This is a genomic window from Burkholderia sp. AU31652, from assembly GCF_002223155.1.
Classification (GTDB): Bacteria; Pseudomonadota; Gammaproteobacteria; order Burkholderiales; family Burkholderiaceae; genus Burkholderia.
The window spans coordinates 80409-99463 of record NZ_NKFG01000006.1 but is presented as its reverse complement, the minus strand read 5'-3'; the positions used below and the strand labels follow the sequence as shown (position 1 = coordinate 99463).

The window sequence follows — 19055 nt, the reverse complement described above, 5'->3', positions numbered from 1 at the left end:
TCGCTATAGTGGCTCGCTTTCCCGCACGCACCCGTTGCGTGCGCAGACAAACAGCAGGAGCCCCTTGATGCCCACCGATACCCGATTCACCGAAGTCGAGGATCTGATGCCCGCCGCCGGCGGGTTGCGCGAGATCCGTCACCACATCCATCACCACCCCGAACTCGCGTACGAGGAGCACGACACGGCCGCGCTCGTCGCCGAGAAGCTCGAGCAGTGGGGCTGGCAGGTGACGCGCGGGGTCGGCAAGACGGGCGTGGTCGGCACGCTGCGCGTGGGCGACGGCACGCGCAGCATCGGCATTCGCGCCGACATGGACGCGCTGCCGATCATCGAGGCGACGGGCCTGCCCTATGCGAGCGGCACGCACGGCAAGATGCACGCGTGCGGCCACGACGGCCACACGACGATGCTGCTCGGCGCCGCGCAGCACCTCGCGAAGACCCGCAACTTCTCCGGCACCGTGCACCTGTATTTCCAGCCGGCGGAAGAGCATGGCGTCGACAGCGGCGCGAAGAAGATGATCGACGATGGCCTGTTCGAGCGCTTCCCGTGCGACGCGGTGTTCGGCATGCACAACCATCCGGGCGCGGCGCCCGGCGTGTTCCTGACGCGGCGCGGCCCGTTCATGTCGGCCGGCGACAAGGCGATCATCACGATCGAAGGCGTCGGCGGCCACGCGGCACGGCCGCACCTGACGGTCGACCCGGTCGTCGTCGCGGCGAGCATCGTGATGGCGCTGCAGACGATCGTCGCGCGCAACGTCGATCCGTCGCAGCCGGCGGTCGTCACGGTCGGCTCGATGCACGCGGGCACCGCGAACAACGTGATCCCGAACGGCGCGCGTCTCGAACTCAGCGTGCGCTCGTTCAGCCCCGACGTGCGCGCGCTGCTCAAGCGCCGCATCACCGAGCTGGCCGAAACGCAGGCCGCGAGCTACGGCGCAACCGCGCACGTCGAATACATCGAAGGCTATCCGGTCGTCGTCAATACGGATGCCGAAACGGATTTCGCCACGCAGGTCGCGCGCGAACTCGTCGGCGACGCGCACGTGGTCGAGCAGACCGACCTGCTGATGGGCAGCGAGGATTTCGCGTTCATGCTGCAGCAGCGGCCGGGCTCGTTCGTGCGGCTCGGCAACGGCGAAGGCGAGGACGGCTGCATGGTGCACAACCCGAAATACGACTTCAACGATCGCAACCTGCCGATCGGCGCGGCGTACTGGACGCGTCTCGTGGAGCGTTACCTGGGGCAGTGATCGCGGCGACGGCGCGCGGCCGGCGCTTCCGGCGCATTGACAGGAGAGGATAGCGATGCAGAAAGACCATCTCGCGTTGCACCCCGCGTCGACGGGCGTGGCCGAAGCCGGCGCGCCCGGCGCACCGGCCGTCACGCGGCGCGGTGCGATTGCCGCGGCCGTGATCGGCAACTGGCTGGAGTTCTTCGATTTCACCGTGTACGGCTTCTTCGCGGTGCTGATCGGCAAGCTGTTCTTCCCGTCGAGCGACCCGACCACGTCGCTGCTGCTGTCGGTCGCGACGTTCGCGGCCGGCTTCTTCACGCGGCCGCTCGGTAGCGTCGTGCTCGGCGTCTATGCGGACCGCAAGGGGCGCAAGGCCGCGCTGAACCTGACGATCATGTTGATGGCGCTCGGCACGGGCCTGATCGCGATCGCGCCGACGTATGCGCAGGTCGGCGTGGCCGCGCCGCTGCTGGTCGTGTTCGCGCGGCTGATGCAGGGCTTCTCGCAGGGCGGCGAATTCGGTGCGGCGACGTCGACGCTGCTCGAACAGGGCGGCACGTCGCGCCGTGCGTTCCGCGCGAGCTGGCAGCTCGCGACGCAGGGTGGCGCCGCGCTGATGGGCTCGGGCTTCGCGGCGCTGCTGTCGAACACGATGACGAAGGATGCGCTGGAAGGCTGGGGCTGGCGCTTGCCGTTTCTCGTCGGCGTGCTGATCGCGCCGGTCGGGATGTTCTTGCGCCGCCGGCTCGCCGACGATGCGCCCGGCGACCGCCATCACGGCATCGAACGCGGCGTGCTGCACGAGCTGTTCTCGAAGCACACGCGCACGGTGCTGCTGCTGATGCTCACGGTGATGGGCGGTACGGTGTCGACCTACATCCTGACGTTCTACATGCCGACCTACGCGATCCACACGCTCGGCCTGCCGATGAAGCTGTCGATGTTCGTCGGCGTCGCATCGGGCTGCGTGATGCTGGTCACGTGCCCGCTGTTCGGCTGGCTGTCGGACAGGCTCGGCAGCCGGCGCCTGCCGATCTTCGTCGGCCGCGGCGTGCTGGTCGCCTTGCTGTTCCCGGCGTTCTGGCTGATGAACCACCACCCGACGCTGTCGGTGATCCTGCCGCTGACCGCGCTGATGCTGCTGTTCTATTCGCTCGGCTCGGCGTCGGAAATGGCGCTGATGTGCGAGTCGTTGCCGCGCCACGTGCGCGCGACCGGCATCTCGATCGCGTATGCGCTCGCGGTGACGATCTTCGGCGGCACCGCGCAGCTGATCGCGACCTGGCTCGTGAAGACGACCGGCAGCAAGCTCGCGCCGGCCGGTTACGTGGCCGCATGCGTGGTGCTGTCGTTGATCGCGGTGGCGATGCTGCGCGAGACGGCGCGGGATTCGATCGACTGACACGCGGCGCAGCGCGGCACGACGGGCGGCCGGCGGCAATACGCGCTTACCGCCCGCGCACCACCCTCAGGTACGACGCGAGCATCGTCGCGAGTTCCTGCGCGGCGGGCGTCAGCGGCACGGCCGCGCGTTGCAGCAGGCAGATGTCCTGCGATTCGGCCTGTTCGCGCACGGGCACTTTCGCGAGCGCACCGGCGAACGGCCCGTGCCGCGTCACGGCTTCGGTTTCGAGCGACAGGCAATCGGTCTGCGTGACGAGCTGCAGCGTCTCGAACATCCCTTCGACGGTGGCGAGGATCTTCGGCGGCGGCAGGCCGTGCACGTCGAAGTACGCGAGCAGCCGGTTGACGACGGGGTCCGCGCTCAGGTTCGGCGAGCGCGTCGACACCCATGCGTAGTCGGCCAGTTCGGCCAGCGATTGCGCATGCATCGCCGGATGCCCGTTGCGGCACACGACCACCGGCGCGGAAGCACGCAGCGGCGTGACCGCGAGATCGGTCGTGTCGGTCTGCTTCGCGACGAGCGCGATCGCGAAATCGACCGCGCTTTCCCGCAGCCAGCCGATCATCATTCGTGACGTGCCGGTACGCAGGTGCACGTCGACCTTGTCGAAGCGCGCACGGAACGCGCTCAGCACCGGCGCGAACGCATCGATCAGCGGTTCGGCCACGAGGCCGAGCGTGACGGTGCCTTCGTACGCGCCGCTCAGTTGCCGGATTTCCCGCTCGACCTGCTCGCATTCGCCGAGGATCGACCCGGAGCGTGCGAGCAGCCGCTGGCCGACGGCCGTCGGCACGATCCCGCGATTGGTGCGCGTGAACAGCGTCGCGCCGAGCGTCGCCTCGAGGCTCTGCAGCTGCTGCGTGACGCCGCTCTGCGCGAGATCGAGCGCGCGTGCGGCGGCGCGCAGGCTGCCGTGCTCGACGACGGCCTGGAAGATGCGGAGCTGGGAGAGCGTGAACGCCATGGGCAAGCGCGGGGCCGGTGATCGGGAAAAGTGATCATGATAAGGCAGTGGGCGATTCCGCCGGCGGCGCGTGCGCACTACGATCGCAGGCAGTCCGGCTCGTGCCGTTTGCTCATCGTCCCGCCTTCGTCGACCATGAAACGTCCCTTCCTGCCGCTCGTTTCCCTATGCCTTGCGCTCGCGGCTGGTTCCGCGCACGCACTCGATGCGCGCCCCGTGCGCCTCGGCATCGATCCGACCTATCCGCCGATGGATTCGAAGGCGCCTGACGGCAGCCTGAAGGGCTTCGACGTCGATCTCGGCAACGAGATCTGCCGCCGCGCGCAGTTGCGCTGCCAGTGGGTCGAGCTCGAATTCTCCGGGATGATTCCCGCGCTGCAGGCGCGCAAGATCGACGCGATCCTGTCGTCGATGGCGATCACCGAGAAGCGCGAGAAGCAGATCCTGTTCTCGTCGAAGCTGTTCCGCTTCAAGTCGCGGCTCGTCGCGCGGCCTGGCAGCGGCGTCGACAGCACGACCGCATCGCTTGCGGGCAAGCGCGTCGGCGTGCAGTCGGGCACGCAGTTCGAATCGTGGGCGCTCGCGCACTGGGCGCCGGCCGGTGTCAGCGTGATGCCGTACAAGAGCCAGGACGACGTGTTCGCCGATCTCGTCAACGGCCGCCTCGACGCGGCGTTGCTCGGCACCGTGGAAGCCGACTACGGCTTCCTGCGCACGCCGAAGGGCAAGGGCTTCGCGTTCGTCGGCGCACCGCTCGACCTGGGCGATCGCGGCGTCGGCATCGGCATGCGGCAGTCGGATACGGCGCTCAAGGCGTCGATCGACGGCGCGATCGCGTCGATGCTGAAGGATGGCACGTACGACCGGATCGCGAAGCAGTATTTCGACTTCAACCCGTACGGCGACTGAGCGCCGAGCCACCTCGACGTTTCACCGGCTTCTTCGTTTTCATTTCGTTCGAGACCATCGATGCAGATTCGCACCACGCCGCTCCTGTCGCCGTCGATCGGCACGCAGCGCACGCTGACGAGCTTTCATTTCGGGCCGGCCGACACCGGCCGCCAGATCTACCTGCAGGCCGCGCTGCACGCGGACGAGACGCCCGCGATGCTCGCGGCGTTCGTCCTGAAGCAGCGTCTCGCGCAGCTCGATGCCGAAGGCCGGCTCGCGGCCGAGATCGTGCTCGTGCCGGTGGCGAACCCGGTCGGCCTCAATCATCATCTGCTCGGGCAGTTCATCGGCCGTTTCGATCTCGCGAGCGGCCGCAACTTCAATCGCGGCTTCCTGCCGCTCGCGGAGATCGCCGCGCATGCGCGCGACCGGCTCGGCGACGACGGCGAGCGCAATCGCGCGATCGTGCGCGAATGCGTCGGCGCGGCGCTCGACGAGATCGTGCCGCGCACGGAGTTCGATGCGCTGCAGCTCACGCTGCTGAAGCTGTCACTCGACGCCGATGTGGTGATCGACCTGCATTGTTCGCTCGAAGCGGTGATGCATGTGTACACGAGCGAGACCGCATGGCCGGAAGTCGAGCCGCTCGCGCGCTATCTCGGCTCGGAGGTGTCGCTGCTCGCCGAGGATTCGGGCGGGCACGCGTTCGACGATGCGCATCACCTCCTGTGGTCGCAATTGCGGCAGCACTTGCCGGCGGGCACGCCGATGGCGGCCGGCACCGTGGCCGTGACGGTCGAGTGCCGCGGCCAGCGCGACGTGACGTACGACTATGCGGAACGCGATGCCGATGCGCTCGTCGACTATCTCGTCTGGCGCGGCGCGGTGCAGGGCGAACGCAAGCCGCTACCGCCGCTCGCCGCGCCGGCCACGCCGCTGGCCGGCAGCGAGCAGTTCCATGCGCCGGTGAGCGGGATACTCGTGCACCGCGCGGCGATCGGTGCGACGATCCGCGCCGGCGATCCGCTGTTCGATATCGTCGATCCGCTGACGGACGCGATCACGACAATTTCGAGCGGGACCGATGGCGTGTTCTACATGCGCCGCGCGATTCGGTTCGTCACGGCGGGTGCGCCGCTCGGCCGCGTGACGGGCACGGTGCCGGTGCGCAAGTGGATGTTGCTCGGCGCATGAGCGGCGCGGTGTCCTACCCGTGTGCGACGCGATTTCGTTCTTGTCAAATTGACCGCGTTTCCGTGCGTCACTAAATTGTGCGGCGCGGAGTTCGCTCCGTGTTCCGTGAGAAGAACGTTGTAACCAAGTGGAGTTGATACGGGCAGCCAAGGGCTGCCCGTTTTTTTTGCGGTGCGTCCACGGCAACGCACTGTGGCGAAGGTCGTGAAACAGGTTGAAGACGAGCGTGCATGCTGTTCGGCAGCGATGTCAATTAGCCAGACAGTGTCTGGCTAATCTTCCCCGGCACTGGTACGCCCGAGGTGACTCGACGAACTGGCGCAGTGCTTCACGCTGCCGTGGTCGGCCTATGTGCGGCTGCCGTCGGTCAAGGACGACCAGGCCTCACCCCCGCCGCGCCACCAGCTCCGACACCGTCTGCGCGGCCTGCTGCAGCGGCCCGAGAAACTCCTTCACCATCTGCTTCGCGGTATGCCGCTGCGCGTTGCCGCTGATATTCATCGCCGCGATGATCTGCCCACGCCGGTTGCGGATCGGCGCGGACAACGACATCAGGCCCACTTCGAGTTCCTGGTCGACCACCGCCCAGCCTTGCTGGCGCACCTGCGCGATCGCCGCCTTCAGTTCGCCGAGGTCGGTGATCGTGCGCGGCGTATGCGCGCGGATGCCGCTTTGCGCGAGCGTCTCGTCGAGCTCGGCGTCGTCGAGCGCGGACAGCAGCACGCGGCCCATCGACGTGCAGTACGCGGGCAACCGGCTGCCGATCGACAGGTTGATCGTCATGATCTTGCGGGTCGGCACGCGCAGCACGTAGACGATCTCGGTGCGGTCGAGCACGGCCGCCGAGCAGCTTTCGTGGATCTGCGCGGACAGCTGTTCCATCACGGGATCGGCGAGATTCCAGAACGGCATCGACGTGAGGTACGCGAAGCCGAGCTCGAGGATCTTCGGCGTGAGCCGGAACAGCCGGCCGTCGGCCTCGACGTAGCCGAGCGTCTGCAGCGTGAGCAGGATCCGGCGCGCGCCCGCGCGCGTGAGCCCGGTGGCCGAGGCGACCTCGGTGAGCGTCTGCTCCGGACGGGCCGCGTCGAATGCGCGGATCACTGCGAGGCCGCGCGCGAACGACTGGACATAGGAGTCGCCGGGTTTCGTCTGAGTGTCTTCGGTTGTCATGAGCGCCTGGAATATCGTGCAGCCGAGAAGATAGCGCATGGGGCCTGACACGCCAACCGCGCGGCGGACCGCGCGCTTGACAGGTCGTCCCCGCACTCCCTATGATGCGTTGAACGTTCGATACACGATCTTATGTTCGTATATAGAACATTTAAGCGCATCCCGACGGGCAATGCAAGGGGCGCGCCCTGTTCATTCCCCCAGCCTGTCCTGGGACCGGAGACACTGATGACCGAAGCTTTTCTGTGTGATGCGATCCGTACGCCGATCGGGCGTTACGGTGGTGCACTGTCCGGCGTGCGCGCCGACGATCTGGGCGCGGTGCCGCTCAAGGCGCTCGTCGAGCGCAACCGTGACGTCGACTGGACGGCGATCGACGACGTGATCTACGGCTGCGCGAACCAGGCCGGCGAGGACAACCGCAACGTCGCGCGCATGTCGGCGCTGCTCGCAGGGCTGCCGCAGGGCGTGCCCGGTTCGACGATCAACCGCCTGTGCGGTTCCGGGATGGATGCGGTCGGCGTGGCCGCGCGTGCGATCAAGTCCGGCGAGGCCGCGCTGATGGTCGCGGGCGGCGTCGAGAGCATGACGCGCGCGCCGTTCGTGATGGGCAAGGCCGCGAGCGCGTTCGCGCGCCAGGCCGACATCTACGATACGACGATCGGCTGGCGCTTCGTCAATCCGCTGATGAAACAGCTGCACGGCGTCGATTCGATGCCGGAGACGGCCGAGAACGTCGCGGTCGACTACAACATCAGCCGCGCCGACCAGGACCTGTTCGCGCTGCGCAGCCAGCAGAAGGCCGCGCGCGCGCAGCAGGACGGCACGCTGGCCGAGGAAATCGTCGCGGTCACGATTGCGCAGAAGAAGGGCGATCCGCTGGTCGTATCGCGCGACGAGCATCCGCGCGAGACGTCGCTCGAAACGCTGGCGAAGCTGAAGGGCGTCGTGCGCCCGGACGGCTCGGTGACGGCCGGCAATGCGTCGGGCGTCAATGACGGCGCCGCTGCACTGCTGCTCGCGAACGAGGAAACCGCGAAGCGCTTCGGCCTGACGCCGCGCGCACGCGTGCTGGGGATCGCGACGGCCGGCGTCGCGCCGCGCGTGATGGGCATCGGCCCCGCGCCGGCCACGCAGAAGCTGCTCGCCCGGCTCGGGATGACGATCGACCAGTTCGACGTGATCGAGCTGAACGAGGCGTTCGCGTCGCAAGGTCTCGCGGTGCTGCGCATGCTCGGCGTGGCCGACGACGATCCGCGCGTGAACCCGAACGGCGGCGCGATCGCACTGGGCCATCCGCTTGGCGCGTCGGGCGCGCGTCTCGTGACGACCGCGATGTATCAGCTGCATCGCACGAACGGCCGCTTTGCGCTGTGCACGATGTGCATCGGCGTCGGCCAGGGCATCGCGATCGCGATCGAGCGCGTCTGACCTGCGCCACACGGCGAAGCGGCAGCGCACGCGCCGCTTCGCGCTATCCGAATCGATGCGCGGCACGAGGATTCTCGTGCCGCGCATCGTCGTTAACCGGCCTGCGACAACTGCTTGAGGCGCGCATCGAGCGCGTCGATCTCGGTGTCCGCGAACACTTCGACGCCATGCTCGCGCAGCAACGCTGCCGTGACGCCGGCGCCCGCGTGCCGCCGGTTCTCGAAACTTCCGTCATAGATGAACGTGCTGCCGCACGACGGACTGCCGTCGGCCAGGATCGCGAAGCGGCAATCGTGCGCGCGCGCGAGGGCCAGCGCGGTGTGCGCGCCGGACACGAACGGCGCCGTCACGTCGGTGCCGTTCACGTCGACGATGCGCGCGGCGCCCGACAGCACCCGCTGCCCCGATTCGCCGTGGGCGATTTCGGCGGGCGGGCGCGGCACGCTGAAGCCGCCGGCCAGTTCGGGGCAGACGGGCACGAGACGCCCTTCGCGCTGCCACCGTTCGAGCGCCTCGTGCGCGGCGGTCTTGGCCGAGCCGTTGTAGCGGACCGGATGACCGATCACGCACATGCTGACGAGGATCTTCGGCATGGCTTGCGGCTGCGCTTCGTTCTGCAATTTCGCTCTCCGTGATGCGGCGCTAGCCGATAGCGGCCGTGGCAAAGCGGGAAATTCCACGCGTCACCCGCGCGCCGGTGCGTCAGGCCGTCGGTCCTTCCAGGTGAATGTCTTCCGGCTCGAGCGCGTACAGCGCCGGGTCGGGCGATGTGCTGACCGTGAAGCCGAGCCGCAGGTAGAAGTCGATCGTGTTCTGCGACGGCGTCGCGGACACATACAGGCGCGCAGCGCCCATCGCGCGCGCCTGCTCGCGGGCCGCGCGGTAGAGCTGCTCGCCGAGCCCGCAGCCGCGCCAGTCGTGGCTCACATGCAGGAACTTCAACTGCAGCATGTCGCCGCGCGGGCCGAGCGGCTGGCTGTCGACGATGATCGCCGCGACGAGCCGCGCGCCGTCGAACATGCCGACGCACCAGCCGCCGCGATCGTGGCAGTCGAGCAGGATCGGCGTGTAGTGGTCGGCTTCGCCGTCGGGCCAGCCCGCGACGTCATAAAAGTCGGGAACGAGATGCAGCGTGCCGTCGCGCAGCACGTACAGGTGCTCGATGATCTCGCGCCGGTCGATGGTCCACACGAGCGGCACCTCGTCGCGTGCGAGCGGGCGGGCGCACAGTGCGTCGCGTTCGGCGGCGGTGCGGCGCGTCATGCGGCCTCCCGATGCGCGGCGATCGCATACATCAGCGGCAGGCGCGGCATGTGATCGGGCGGCACCATCCGGCGGCCGTCCAGCTCGCGCATGTCGTCGAAACCCTTCCAGCCGTTCGCGTACGGATATTCGGTCAGGCGGTCGATCGCGAGCCCGGCCGATACGAGCGCGTTCACGACATCGCCGATGCCCCACATGAACTCGTAGCTCGGATGCGGGTTCGCGAAATCGACGACGCCCGGATGGTCGTGCTGCGCGCCGAGCCCCGTGCCGGATGCGGCAACGTAATCGCCGACACCTGCCGGCTCCTCGGTCGCATCGCCTTTGAAATAGTCGTAGTGCGGCGTCCAGTGTTCGTCGAAATACAGCGCGAACGGATGGAACTCGACCATCGCGAAACGGCCGCCGGGCGCGAGCAGCGCGGCGATCCCGCGGGCCCACGCGTTCAGGTCGGACAGCCAGCAGATCGCGCCGTACGACGTGAACACGCGCTCGAAGCGCTCGCCGCGCGCGGCGGCCTCGGGCATCCAGTCGAGCACGTCGGCGCGCTCGAAGCGCGCGGGCAGGCCCGCGTCGGCCGACAGTTGCCGGGCGAAGGCGATCGCTTCGTCGGAGATGTCGACGCCCGTCGCGTCCGCGCCGTCGCGCACGAGGCTCAGCGTGTCCTGCCCCGCGTTGCACTGCAGATGCAGGAGCCGCACCCCGCTGACGTCGCCGAGCAGTTCGCGTTCTTCCGGGAAGAGCGTCGAGCCGCCCGCGCGGAAAAATGCGGCCTGATCGCCTTTATGACTGTTATGCGCGACTGTCGCCGTATTCCAGGACAGCCGATTCAGTTCGTGCAATGCCTTTTTCATCGAATTCGAATACCGATTGAATGGGACAGGATAGACGGAATCGTTTCGCCGCGTGCAACGGCCGACGGCGTTGGCGTGCCGTGCGGCCTGGCTGGGCGGTGCGGCCTGGCTGGGCGGTGCGGCGTGACATGCGGATGAACACGCGCAGCGAATATTGCCGGATTATTTGATCGAAATCATGGCGTCCGCCGAATTGAATATTTTATGCGATCAAAGGGTAAGGTTTTTCCCCAATATGCCGACAGTAAGATGAAGACCGTCGTAAAGCGATAAACCGTTTTTCGGCTACTGAGCGTGAAGTCAGCGCGACGCGGACGTCAGATCCGCTTTTCGGAGCCTTGCATGCGCAATAACCAGCCCGTTACCCAACAGGAATTCGATTTTCCCGACGACGTCACGCTGATGTCGACGACCGACGCAGACAGCATCATCACCTACGCCAACACGACGTTCGCGCAGGTGAGCGGCTTCACGAACGAGGAACTCGTCGGCCAGCCGCACAACGCGGTGCGCCACCCGGACATGCCGCGCGAAGCGTTTGCCGACATGTGGGCGACGCTCAGGCGCGGCGAGCCATGGACCGCGCTGGTGAAGAACCGCCGCAAGAACGGCGATCACTACTGGGTGCGTGCGAACGCGATTCCGGTGATGCGAAACGGCGAGCCGCAAGGCTACATGTCGGTGCGGACGAAGGCGCCGCACGACGAGTCCGAGGCCGCCGACGCGCTGTATCGCGCGTTCCGCGAAGGCAAGGCCGGCCAGCGCCGGTTCCACAAGGGGCTGGTGATCCGTACGGGGCTGCTGCGCATCGCGTCGCTGTCGCAGACGATGTCGGTGCGCGCGCGCGTGCACTCGGCGCTGTGCGTGCTCGCGCCGGCGGTCGTTGGCGCGGGCTGGGCATGCGGGCTGGCGGGCGGCGGGCTCGCGGCGTTTGCCGGCGTGACGGTCGGCGTGGCGGCGGCGGCCGGCCTGTGGCTCGATGCGCAGATCGTGCGTCCGCTGAAGCGGCTGCACGACCAGGCGCTGAACGTCGCGACCGGCGAAAGCCGGCGTGGCGTGCGGATGAACCGTGTCGACGAGATCGGCATGACGCTGCGCACGATCAACCAGCTCGGGCTGATGTTCCGATGGCTCGTCGACGACGTCAGCGAGCAGGTGCACAACGTGCAGCGCGCGAGCAACGAGATCGCGCAGGGCAACAACGACCTGAGCGCGCGCACCGAGCAGGCGGCGTCGAGCGTGCAGGAGACGGCCGCGTCGATGGCCGAGATGACGGCGACCGTCGACAGCAACGCGGAGACCGCGCTGCAGGCGAACCGGCTCGCGATGTCGGCGAGCGAGGCGGCCGGGCGCGGCGGGCAGGCGGTGGGCGAGGTCGTCACGACGATGAGCGACATCACGGCCAGCTCGCGCAAGATCGCCGACATCATCGGCGTGATCGACGGCATCGCGTTCCAGACCAACATCCTTGCGCTGAACGCGGCCGTGGAGGCGGCGCGGGCCGGCGAGCAGGGGCGCGGCTTCGCGGTGGTCGCCGGTGAGGTGCGGGCGCTCGCGCAGCGCAGCGCGAATGCGGCGAAGGAGATCAAGACGCTGATCGGCGCGAGCGTCGAGCGCGTCGAATCGGGCGCGCGGCGCGTGGACGAGGCCGGCAAGACGATGGAGGACATCGTCGCGCAGGTGAAGCGCGTGTCGGACCTGATCGCGGAGATCAGCTCGTCGACGGTCGAGCAGAGCACGGGCGTGTCGCAGGTGGACCAGGCGGTGGTGCACCTGGACAACATCACGCAGCAGAACGCGGCGCTGGTCGAGCAGAGCACGGCGGCGTCGGAGAGCCTGAAGCAGCAGGCGACGCGGCTGGTGGATGCGGTGAACGTGTTCCGGTGAGCGTGGGGGCGCGCACGTGATGTGCGCGCCAAATCAATGCAGCATGATTGGCGTGCGCAATGCGCGTCAGGATTTTTTTAGCCAATCAAAAATGCGCTGTTCGACGAATATTCATATTCAAGATTTCATGTTGATACATTGAAGCGCGATCGAGTAAATGGCGTTGAATGATCAGACGAATACCCGTCTAACCGTTGCCTGGCGTGGTGTTTGGTTTTATCCATAAACAAATTGTTCGGTAAAAACAAGATCATGTATTTCTAATGCATATTTACCCGAATACACCATAATGTTTTCGTGGGATTTGCCGAAAGCGCAGGGGTAAGACCAACGTGCATGCGGACAGACCGCAATGCGCGGGTCTCGAATCAATCGACAAGCGGACGCAAGATCCGTTACCCGGAGCTCCACACCATGCGCAACAACCAGCCCGTCACGCAACGCGAATTCGATTTTCCCGATGACGCGACGCTGATGTCGACCACCGACGCGAACAGCTACATCACCTACGCGAACGCGGCCTTCATCCAGGTCAGCGGATTTTCCCCCGAAGAGATCGAAGGCCAGCCGCACAACGTCGTGCGGCATCCGGACATGCCGAAGGAGGCGTTCGCCGACATGTGGGCGACGCTCAAGGGCGGCGAGCCGTGGACCGCGCTCGTGAAGAACCGCCGCAAGAACGGCGATCACTACTGGGTGCGCGCGAATGCGATTCCGGTGATGCGCAACGGCGAGCCGAAGGGCTACATGTCGGTGCGCACGAAGGCGACGCGCGACGAGATCGCGGCCGCGGAGGCGCTCTACAAGGCATTCCGCGAAGGGCAAGCCGGCAACCGGCATTTTCACAAGGGGCTGATCGTCCGCAAGGGCGTGGCCGGCTTCACGTCGCTGTTCCAGACGATGTCGGTGCGTGCGCGGCTCCATGCGTCGCTGTGCGTGCTCGCGCCGGTCGTGGTGGCCGGCGGCTGGGCGTGCGGGCTGGCCGGCGGCGGGCTCGCCGCGTTCGCGGCGGTGACGGCCGGCGCTGCGGCTGCTGCGGGGCTGTGGCTCGATGCGCAGATTGCGCGCCCGCTCATGCAGTTGCGCGACGAGGCGCTGCGCGTGGCGACCGGCGAAAGCCGCAGCGGCGTGCGGATGAACCGCGTCGACGAGATCGGCATGACGCTGCGCACGATCAACCAGCTCGGGCTGATGTTCCGCTGGCTCGTCGACGACGTCAGCGAGCAGGTGCTGAACGTGCAGCGTGCGAGCAACGAGATCGCGCAGGGCAACAACGACCTGAGCGCGCGCACCGAGCAGGCGTCGACGAGCGTGCAGCAGACGGCGGCGTCGATGGCCGAGATGACGGCGACCGTGTCGAGCAACGCGGAGACGGCGCTGCAGGCGAACCAGTTGTCGGTGTCCGCGAGCGAAGCGGCGGGGCGCGGCGGGCAGGCGGTGAGCGAGGTGGTCGCGACGATGAACGACATCACGGCCAGCTCGCGCAAGATCTCGGACATCATCGGCGTGATCGACGGCATCGCGTTCCAGACCAACATCCTTGCGCTGAACGCGGCGGTGGAGGCGGCGCGGGCCGGCGATCAGGGGCGTGGTTTCGCGGTGGTTGCGGGCGAGGTGCGGGCGCTTGCGCAGCGCAGCGCGAACGCGGCGAAGGAGATCAAGACGCTGATCGGCGCGAGCGTCGAGCGCGTCGAATCGGGTGCGCGGATCGTCGATGGCGCGGGCAAGACGATGGAGGACATCGTCACGCAGGTGAAGCGCGTGTCGGACCTGATCGCGGAGATCAGCTCATCGACGGCGGAGCAGAGCACGGGGGTTGCGCAGGTCGATCAGGCGGTCGTGCACCTGGACAACATCACGCAGCAGAACGCGGCGCTGGTCGAGCAGAGCACGGCGGCGTCGGAGAGCCTGAAGCAGCAGGCGACGCGGCTGGTGGAGGCGGTGAACGTGTTCCGGTGAGCGTGGCGTGCCTCGTTGGCCTTCACGCATGTCGACTGGCCTCATGCGTGGATCGCGCCGTTCAGTGACGAACTGAACGGCGCGATCGGCCAGGCTGGAGATTTTCCAGCTTCTCGGATTAACCGATGCTCACCCCGTGAGCTTCTGCCAGAGGCTTCAGGCCACCCGTGAAACCTTGTCCGATCGCCTTGAACTTGAACTCGTCGTTGTGGCGATACAGCTCGCCGAAGATCATCGCGGTTTCGGTGGATGCGTCTTCGGACAGGTCGTAGCGGGCGATTTCCTTGCTGTCGGCCTTGTTGACGACGCGGATATAGGCGTTGCTGACTTGACCGAACGACTGCTTGCGGGCTTCTGCGTCGTGAATCGTGACGGCGAAGACCAGCTTCTTCACGTCGGCCGCCAGACCGGTCAGCTTCACGTTGACCTGCTCGTCGTCGCCATCGCCCTGGCCGGAACGGTTGTCGCCCAGGTGCTCGATGGAACCGTCGGCGGACTTCTTGTTGTTGTAGAAGATGAAGCCGGCGTCGCTCAGGACTTTGCCGTTTTCACCGGTGACGAAGATCGAGGCGTCGAGGTCGAACTCGGTGCCGTCGGTGACGCGCGGGTCCCAGCCCAGGCCGACGACGATTTCGCTCAGGCCCGGGGCCTCTTTCGACAGGGAGACGTTACCGCCTTTGGACAGACTGACAGCCATGGTGTGATTCCTTGTTCAGGTGAGGAGACCGTTCAGAAGTTCATGCCGTAGCCGTTGGCCAGGGCACGCAGGCCGCCGGCATAGCCTTGGCCAACGGCGCGGAATTTCCATTCGCCGCTGCTGCGGTACAACTCCGCGAAGATCATCGCGGTTTCGGTGGAGGCGTCTTCCGCCAGGTCGTAGCGGACCACCTCGGCGCCGGAGGTCTCGTTCACGACGCGGATGAACGAATTGCTGACCTGGCCGAAGTTCTGCTTGCGCGCTTCCGCGTCGTGGATGGTGACCGTGAAGGCGATCTTGTCGATGTCGGCCGGAACGCGGCTCAGGTCGACCTTGATGACTTCGTCGTCGCCGTCGCCCGCGCCGGTGCGGTTGTCGCCGGTATGCTCGACGGAGCCGTCCTGGCTGCGCAACTGGTTGTAGAAGATGAAGTCGGCTTCACCGCGGACTTTGCCGTTGGCCCCCAGCAGGAACGCGCTGGCGTCCAGATCGAACTCGGCGCCATCGGTCGCGCGCGGGTCCCAGCCCAGGCCAACCAGGATTCGGGTCAGGCTCGGGTCGGCTTTGGACAGGGAGAGGTTGCCGCCTTTTTGAAGAGTCAGTGCCATGAAAAACAGCTCCTTTGGGTTGTGACGGGTTACTGATTTTCGGCTTGCGCGTCTTCCTTGTTCGGGAAGATCACGCTGGCCAGGATTCCGATTGCCAGGACCGCCATGACGATGAGCAGGCTGGTGTTCGGGGAGATGCTGATACCGTGGTGGAACAGATGGTCGGTCGCGTTCAAGCCCAGCTTCGCCGCGATGAAGAACAGCAAGACGACCACGGCCTTTTCCAGATGCACCACGTAGCGCTTCAGCGCTTCCAGCACGAAATACAGCGTGCGAAGGCCAAGAATGGCGAACAGCATCGCCGAGTAGACGATCAGCGGTTCACGGCTGACTGCGATGACCGCGGGGACCGAGTCGAACGCGAACAGGACGTCGGACACTTCGATCACGACCAGGCAGAGGAACAGCGGCGTAGCGAACAGGCCGCCTTTGGCCGCCAGGCTCATGTCCCGCTCGGCCGTCCGTGCTTCCGCCTCGAGCTGCTTGCGGCTCACGAAAAATTTGTGGCCGTGCAGCCTGGGCCATACGGGGAAGAGCTTTTTCGCGAAGCGGCAAGCAAGATGCTGCGAGTAGTCCTTCGCCTCGTCATCGTCGTCACCGCCCTTGAGCATCATGACGGCGGTCCACGCCACGATCAGCGCGAAGGCGATCTCGACCCATGGGCCGAATGCCAGCAGGCCGGTACCGATGACGACAAAGACACCGCGGAACACGATGGCCCCGATGATGCCCCAGTGCAGGATGCGGTGACGCATGCCGTCCGGGACCTTGAACCACGCGAAGATCGCCATGAAGACGAACAGGTTGTCGACGGAGAGGACCTTCTCCAGCGCATAACCGGTCAGGAACAGGCTGGCCACTTCTGCGCCGTGCTGCACGTACAGGAAGCCGGCGAATGCAACGGAGATGGCCACCCAGAATACCGACCAGATGGACGCCCGGGCGAGGGTGATCGGCTTGTCGTCGCGGTGGGTCACCATGTCCAGCACCAGGGCGGCCAGCGCCAGGCCGATGAATACCGCCATGGTCAACGGCGGGAAGCCAATGTGTGTCGTTTCCACGTTTCGGTTTCCTACAGTTCGAAGTCAACCGGGTTCAAGCCGAGCTCGAGGCAAATCAGGCGGCAAGCTGCTTTTTCCTTGTCGTCGAAATGACCGTCGGATGCGCCAATGGCACAGGCCACACGCACCAGCAAGCGTGCTTCGCCGTCCTTGCCCTTGATCTTGCCGATGGCCTTCAGCGCCTCGGCCTGGCCGATCTGGAAATCGAATTCGAACTTGCCGCAGGCGTCGCTGAACACCGCGATCACGTCGCTCAGGTTGAAGACCTTCAATTCCGGGGAATTGTTGATGAAGCCGACCATCTTCAGCTTCTCTTCGGATTTGATCTCGCCATCCGCGGCGGAGATCAGCGCGCAAGCATTGGCGGTCGCCTCCATGAACGTCCGGTTCTTGAATTTGGCGACTTCGATGGTCAAGGTTTCGCGGGCTTTGGCCGCGTTGGTTTTCAGCCAGTCGAGCATGTGTTTCCCCTCAGTGAGCGGGGCCGGACGGCCCCGCCGGTCAATGGTTACTTGGAGCCTGCTTTCCAGCGCATTCCCCAGCCGTAGGCACGATCCATTTCCTCGTGTCCGGGATGGAAGTCGACTCGACGAGAGACCTTGACGGCCCCGTTCACGTTTTCAAGCAGGGCAATCGCGCACATGCCGTGGCGGCCGCCTTCCTCGTTCATGCGAACTTCGATGTCGGACTGGCCGGGCACGAAAATGGTGACGACACCATCCGTTGCCTTCCAGTTCGGCGCGCCGTCGTAGATGAACGCGAAAATCAGGATGCGTTCGATCTTGTTCCACTGTTGCCCATTGATGCGAAGCCACTCGCCATCGGCAACCGAGCCGGTGCGGTCATCTCCCATCAGCTGGATGTAGGGTGCCTCCCGCAGATCGCCGAAACGCTTGCCGAGCGCCTGCACGGCCCCTTTGAATCCGTCCTGCATTTCGAACAGGCAACCCAGGTCCAGGTCGATGGCGCCGCGTTTTCCCAGGAAGCCGCCGAGCAGGCCACTCGTACCCTGGTTCCAGTTGAGGTTCACCTTGATTTCACCGAAGCCGGCAGCGGTCTTCTCCAGGCTGATGCTGGGGCGTGATTTGTCGAGCGTGACTTTGCTGAGCCGGATCGTGGACGTCGGTGCGCCAGGCGGGGCCGGTGCGAGCGCGGGCGCTGGTACGGGCGCCGGAGCCGGCGCGGGAGGGCTCTGTGTCGGGCTACCGGAAGGCGCGGCAACGTCGACGCCGAAGTGCCTGGCCAGCGGCTCCAGGCCGCCGGCAAAGCCTTGTGCGACACAGCGGAACTTCCATGCGTCCTGACGGCGGTAAAACTCCCCGAGGATCAGTGCAGTCTCATTCATCCCGGCAGTCGGGATCTGCGCCTCGATCCCGCCCGTCACGGCCAGCGCCAGCATCGAAACGCGATCGAAGGTCGCCTTGTTCTCATGGATGGTCGCGGTGAGCGCGACTTTCTCGACGGCAGGGTCGATCCGGGCGAGATCCACGGTGAACGTTGCCCGGCCGGCCGTCGTGGCGGTCAACTGAACCGCGCCGCCCAGGACGCTGGTTTGGCCGTAGAAGCACATGTCGCCATCGCCCCGGACTTTCGCCGCAGCGGTGAGCGCGAATGCGGAGATATCGATCTCCGCGCCTGGAATCGGCGCGTAGTTGATGTCCACGCGCAATTGACCGGTGGCCACCGGTGCATTGCCGCCAGGTACCAGTGTCGTCATGCTCGCACCGCCTGAATCGCCAGATTGACGAGATCGTCCGCGGTGCGGCCGTGGGTGGACTGGCCGATCGCCTTGAATTCCCAGCCGCCGCCGCCACGGCTGAGGCTGGCCATGACAACACCAGTGTGGCGGCCCTTCTCCGCGAGGTTGAAGCGCGCCAGCTCCTTGTCTTGGGCGTCGTCGAGGATGCGGCAGTAGGCGTTTTCGACTTGGTCGAACGTCTGTCCGCGGAAGCTGTTCACGGTGAACACCAGGTGCTGGATGGTGCCCGGCAGGCGCTGCAGGTCGACGTGGATGGTTTCATCGTCGCCATCGCCTTCACCCGTCAGGTTGTCGCCGGAGTGCTCGATGGCGCCGTCCCTGGATGCCAGTTGTCGGAACCAGACCAGGTCGACGGATTTCATGTCGCCGTCCAGCAGGATGCAGGACGCATCGAGGTCGATGTCGTTGCTGCCGCCGCCCAGCATCTTGGAGAAGAAGCCGCTGGGCTTTACCGGGTCCCAACCCAGGCCCAGACTAATCGAGGTCAAGCCACGGCCCGCGGTTTTTTCCAGCGAGATGCTCTGATTCTTGCTCAGGGTGAGTGCCATCTTTACGCTCCTTGTTGATCTTCAATGTTCAGTGTTCGTGCGAGGGATCGGACGGAGTCACGTTCCCGAGTCCCGGCTTGGCCAAACCGCGAGCGGGATTGCCGCCACACGGGGAAAG

General features: G+C 66.1%; 18 protein-coding genes. 7 read left to right on the top strand and 11 right to left on the bottom strand.

Going from position 1 to position 19055, the window contains the following annotated elements:
• Nucleotides 1-67 precede the first annotated feature (67 nt).
• Together CFB40_RS30535 and CFB40_RS30530 are read left to right on the top strand one after the other, a co-directional pair.
• Nucleotides 68-1258, top strand: coding sequence for a M20 aminoacylase family protein (locus CFB40_RS30535; RefSeq protein ID WP_089433401.1), 1191 nt, complete (start codon nucleotides 68-70; stop codon nucleotides 1256-1258).
• Nucleotides 1259-1313: 55 nt separating this feature from the next.
• A complete protein-coding gene (locus CFB40_RS30530; RefSeq protein ID WP_089433400.1) occupies nucleotides 1314-2645 on the top strand; it encodes an MFS transporter in 1332 nt (443 codons plus the stop codon).
• 46 nt (nucleotides 2646-2691) lie between these two features.
• On the opposite strand, the gene CFB40_RS30525 is transcribed toward CFB40_RS30530, so the two are convergent.
• Nucleotides 2692-3612: a LysR family transcriptional regulator gene (locus CFB40_RS30525; protein WP_089428962.1), complete on the bottom strand. Its 921-nt coding sequence runs from the start codon at nucleotides 3610-3612 to the stop codon at nucleotides 2692-2694.
• A gap of 135 nt (nucleotides 3613-3747) precedes the next feature.
• Between CFB40_RS30525 and CFB40_RS30520 the strand changes: the two genes are divergently transcribed.
• The gene (locus CFB40_RS30520; protein ID WP_089433399.1) at nucleotides 3748-4521 is read left to right on the top strand and encodes a transporter substrate-binding domain-containing protein; all 774 of its coding nucleotides are present in this window, start codon (nucleotides 3748-3750) and stop codon (nucleotides 4519-4521) included.
• Nucleotides 4522-4581: 60 nt separating this feature from the next.
• Entirely contained in the window at nucleotides 4582-5697 is a 1116-nt protein-coding gene (locus CFB40_RS30515; protein ID WP_089433398.1) for a succinylglutamate desuccinylase/aspartoacylase family protein, read from the top strand.
• 384 nt (nucleotides 5698-6081) lie between these two features.
• Here the strand turns inward: CFB40_RS30515 and CFB40_RS30510 are convergent, their stop codons facing one another.
• Nucleotides 6082-6870: an IclR family transcriptional regulator gene (locus tag CFB40_RS30510; protein ID WP_039367952.1), complete on the bottom strand. Its 789-nt coding sequence runs from the start codon at nucleotides 6868-6870 to the stop codon at nucleotides 6082-6084.
• Between the two features lie 228 nt (nucleotides 6871-7098).
• Here CFB40_RS30510 and pcaF point away from each other — a divergent pair, with 228 nt between their 5' ends.
• The gene (gene pcaF / locus CFB40_RS30505) at nucleotides 7099-8301 is read left to right on the top strand and encodes a 3-oxoadipyl-CoA thiolase (RefSeq protein WP_071331902.1); all 1203 of its coding nucleotides are present in this window, start codon (nucleotides 7099-7101) and stop codon (nucleotides 8299-8301) included.
• 92 nt (nucleotides 8302-8393) lie between these two features.
• On the opposite strand, the gene CFB40_RS30500 is transcribed toward pcaF, so the two are convergent.
• From CFB40_RS30500 to CFB40_RS30490, 3 genes are all read right to left on the bottom strand, one after another.
• Nucleotides 8394-8894: a DUF523 domain-containing protein gene (locus CFB40_RS30500; protein ID WP_373452700.1), complete on the bottom strand. Its 501-nt coding sequence runs from the start codon at nucleotides 8892-8894 to the stop codon at nucleotides 8394-8396.
• Nucleotides 8895-9003: 109 nt separating this feature from the next.
• Nucleotides 9004-9564: a GNAT family N-acetyltransferase gene (locus tag CFB40_RS30495; RefSeq protein ID WP_089433396.1), complete on the bottom strand. Its 561-nt coding sequence runs from the start codon at nucleotides 9562-9564 to the stop codon at nucleotides 9004-9006.
• The gene (locus CFB40_RS30490; RefSeq protein WP_089428967.1) at nucleotides 9561-10418 is read right to left on the bottom strand and encodes a class I SAM-dependent methyltransferase; all 858 of its coding nucleotides are present in this window, start codon (nucleotides 10416-10418) and stop codon (nucleotides 9561-9563) included. The genes CFB40_RS30495 and CFB40_RS30490 overlap by 4 nt, the downstream gene beginning before the upstream one ends.
• A gap of 342 nt (nucleotides 10419-10760) precedes the next feature.
• Here CFB40_RS30490 and CFB40_RS30485 point away from each other — a divergent pair, with 342 nt between their 5' ends.
• Both CFB40_RS30485 and CFB40_RS30480 read left to right on the top strand, forming a co-directional pair.
• On the top strand, nucleotides 10761-12305 hold the full coding sequence (locus CFB40_RS30485) for a methyl-accepting chemotaxis protein (protein WP_089433395.1): 1545 nt from the start codon (nucleotides 10761-10763) through the stop codon (nucleotides 12303-12305).
• Between the two features lie 414 nt (nucleotides 12306-12719).
• Nucleotides 12720-14264, top strand: coding sequence for a methyl-accepting chemotaxis protein (locus tag CFB40_RS30480; protein WP_089433394.1), 1545 nt, complete (start codon nucleotides 12720-12722; stop codon nucleotides 14262-14264).
• A 118-nt stretch (nucleotides 14265-14382) separates the two neighbouring features.
• Here CFB40_RS30480 and CFB40_RS30475 read toward each other — a convergent pair whose 3' ends face one another.
• Genes CFB40_RS30475 through CFB40_RS30450 form a run of 6 tightly spaced genes read right to left on the bottom strand, consistent with a single transcriptional unit; the run spans nucleotide 14383 to nucleotide 18937 of the window.
• Nucleotides 14383-14961 carry a TerD family protein gene (locus CFB40_RS30475; protein WP_089433393.1) on the bottom strand — a complete coding sequence of 193 codons (579 nt, stop codon included), beginning with the start codon at nucleotides 14959-14961 and terminating at the stop codon, nucleotides 14383-14385.
• Between the two features lie 32 nt (nucleotides 14962-14993).
• Nucleotides 14994-15569, bottom strand: coding sequence for a TerD family protein (locus tag CFB40_RS30470; protein WP_089428971.1), 576 nt, complete (start codon nucleotides 15567-15569; stop codon nucleotides 14994-14996).
• Between the two features lie 29 nt (nucleotides 15570-15598).
• On the bottom strand, nucleotides 15599-16630 hold the full coding sequence (locus CFB40_RS30465) for a TerC/Alx family metal homeostasis membrane protein (protein ID WP_089428972.1): 1032 nt from the start codon (nucleotides 16628-16630) through the stop codon (nucleotides 15599-15601).
• An 11-nt stretch (nucleotides 16631-16641) separates the two neighbouring features.
• Nucleotides 16642-17091, bottom strand: a complete 450-nt coding sequence (locus CFB40_RS30460) for a tellurite resistance TerB family protein (protein WP_089433392.1) — start codon at nucleotides 17089-17091, stop codon at nucleotides 16642-16644.
• A gap of 47 nt (nucleotides 17092-17138) precedes the next feature.
• Nucleotides 17139-18347, bottom strand: coding sequence for a TerD family protein (locus CFB40_RS30455; protein ID WP_089433391.1), 1209 nt, complete (start codon nucleotides 18345-18347; stop codon nucleotides 17139-17141).
• On the bottom strand, nucleotides 18344-18937 hold the full coding sequence (locus CFB40_RS30450; protein WP_089433390.1) for a TerD family protein: 594 nt from the start codon (nucleotides 18935-18937) through the stop codon (nucleotides 18344-18346). The genes CFB40_RS30455 and CFB40_RS30450 overlap by 4 nt, the downstream gene beginning before the upstream one ends.
• Nucleotides 18938-19055 lie beyond the last annotated feature (118 nt).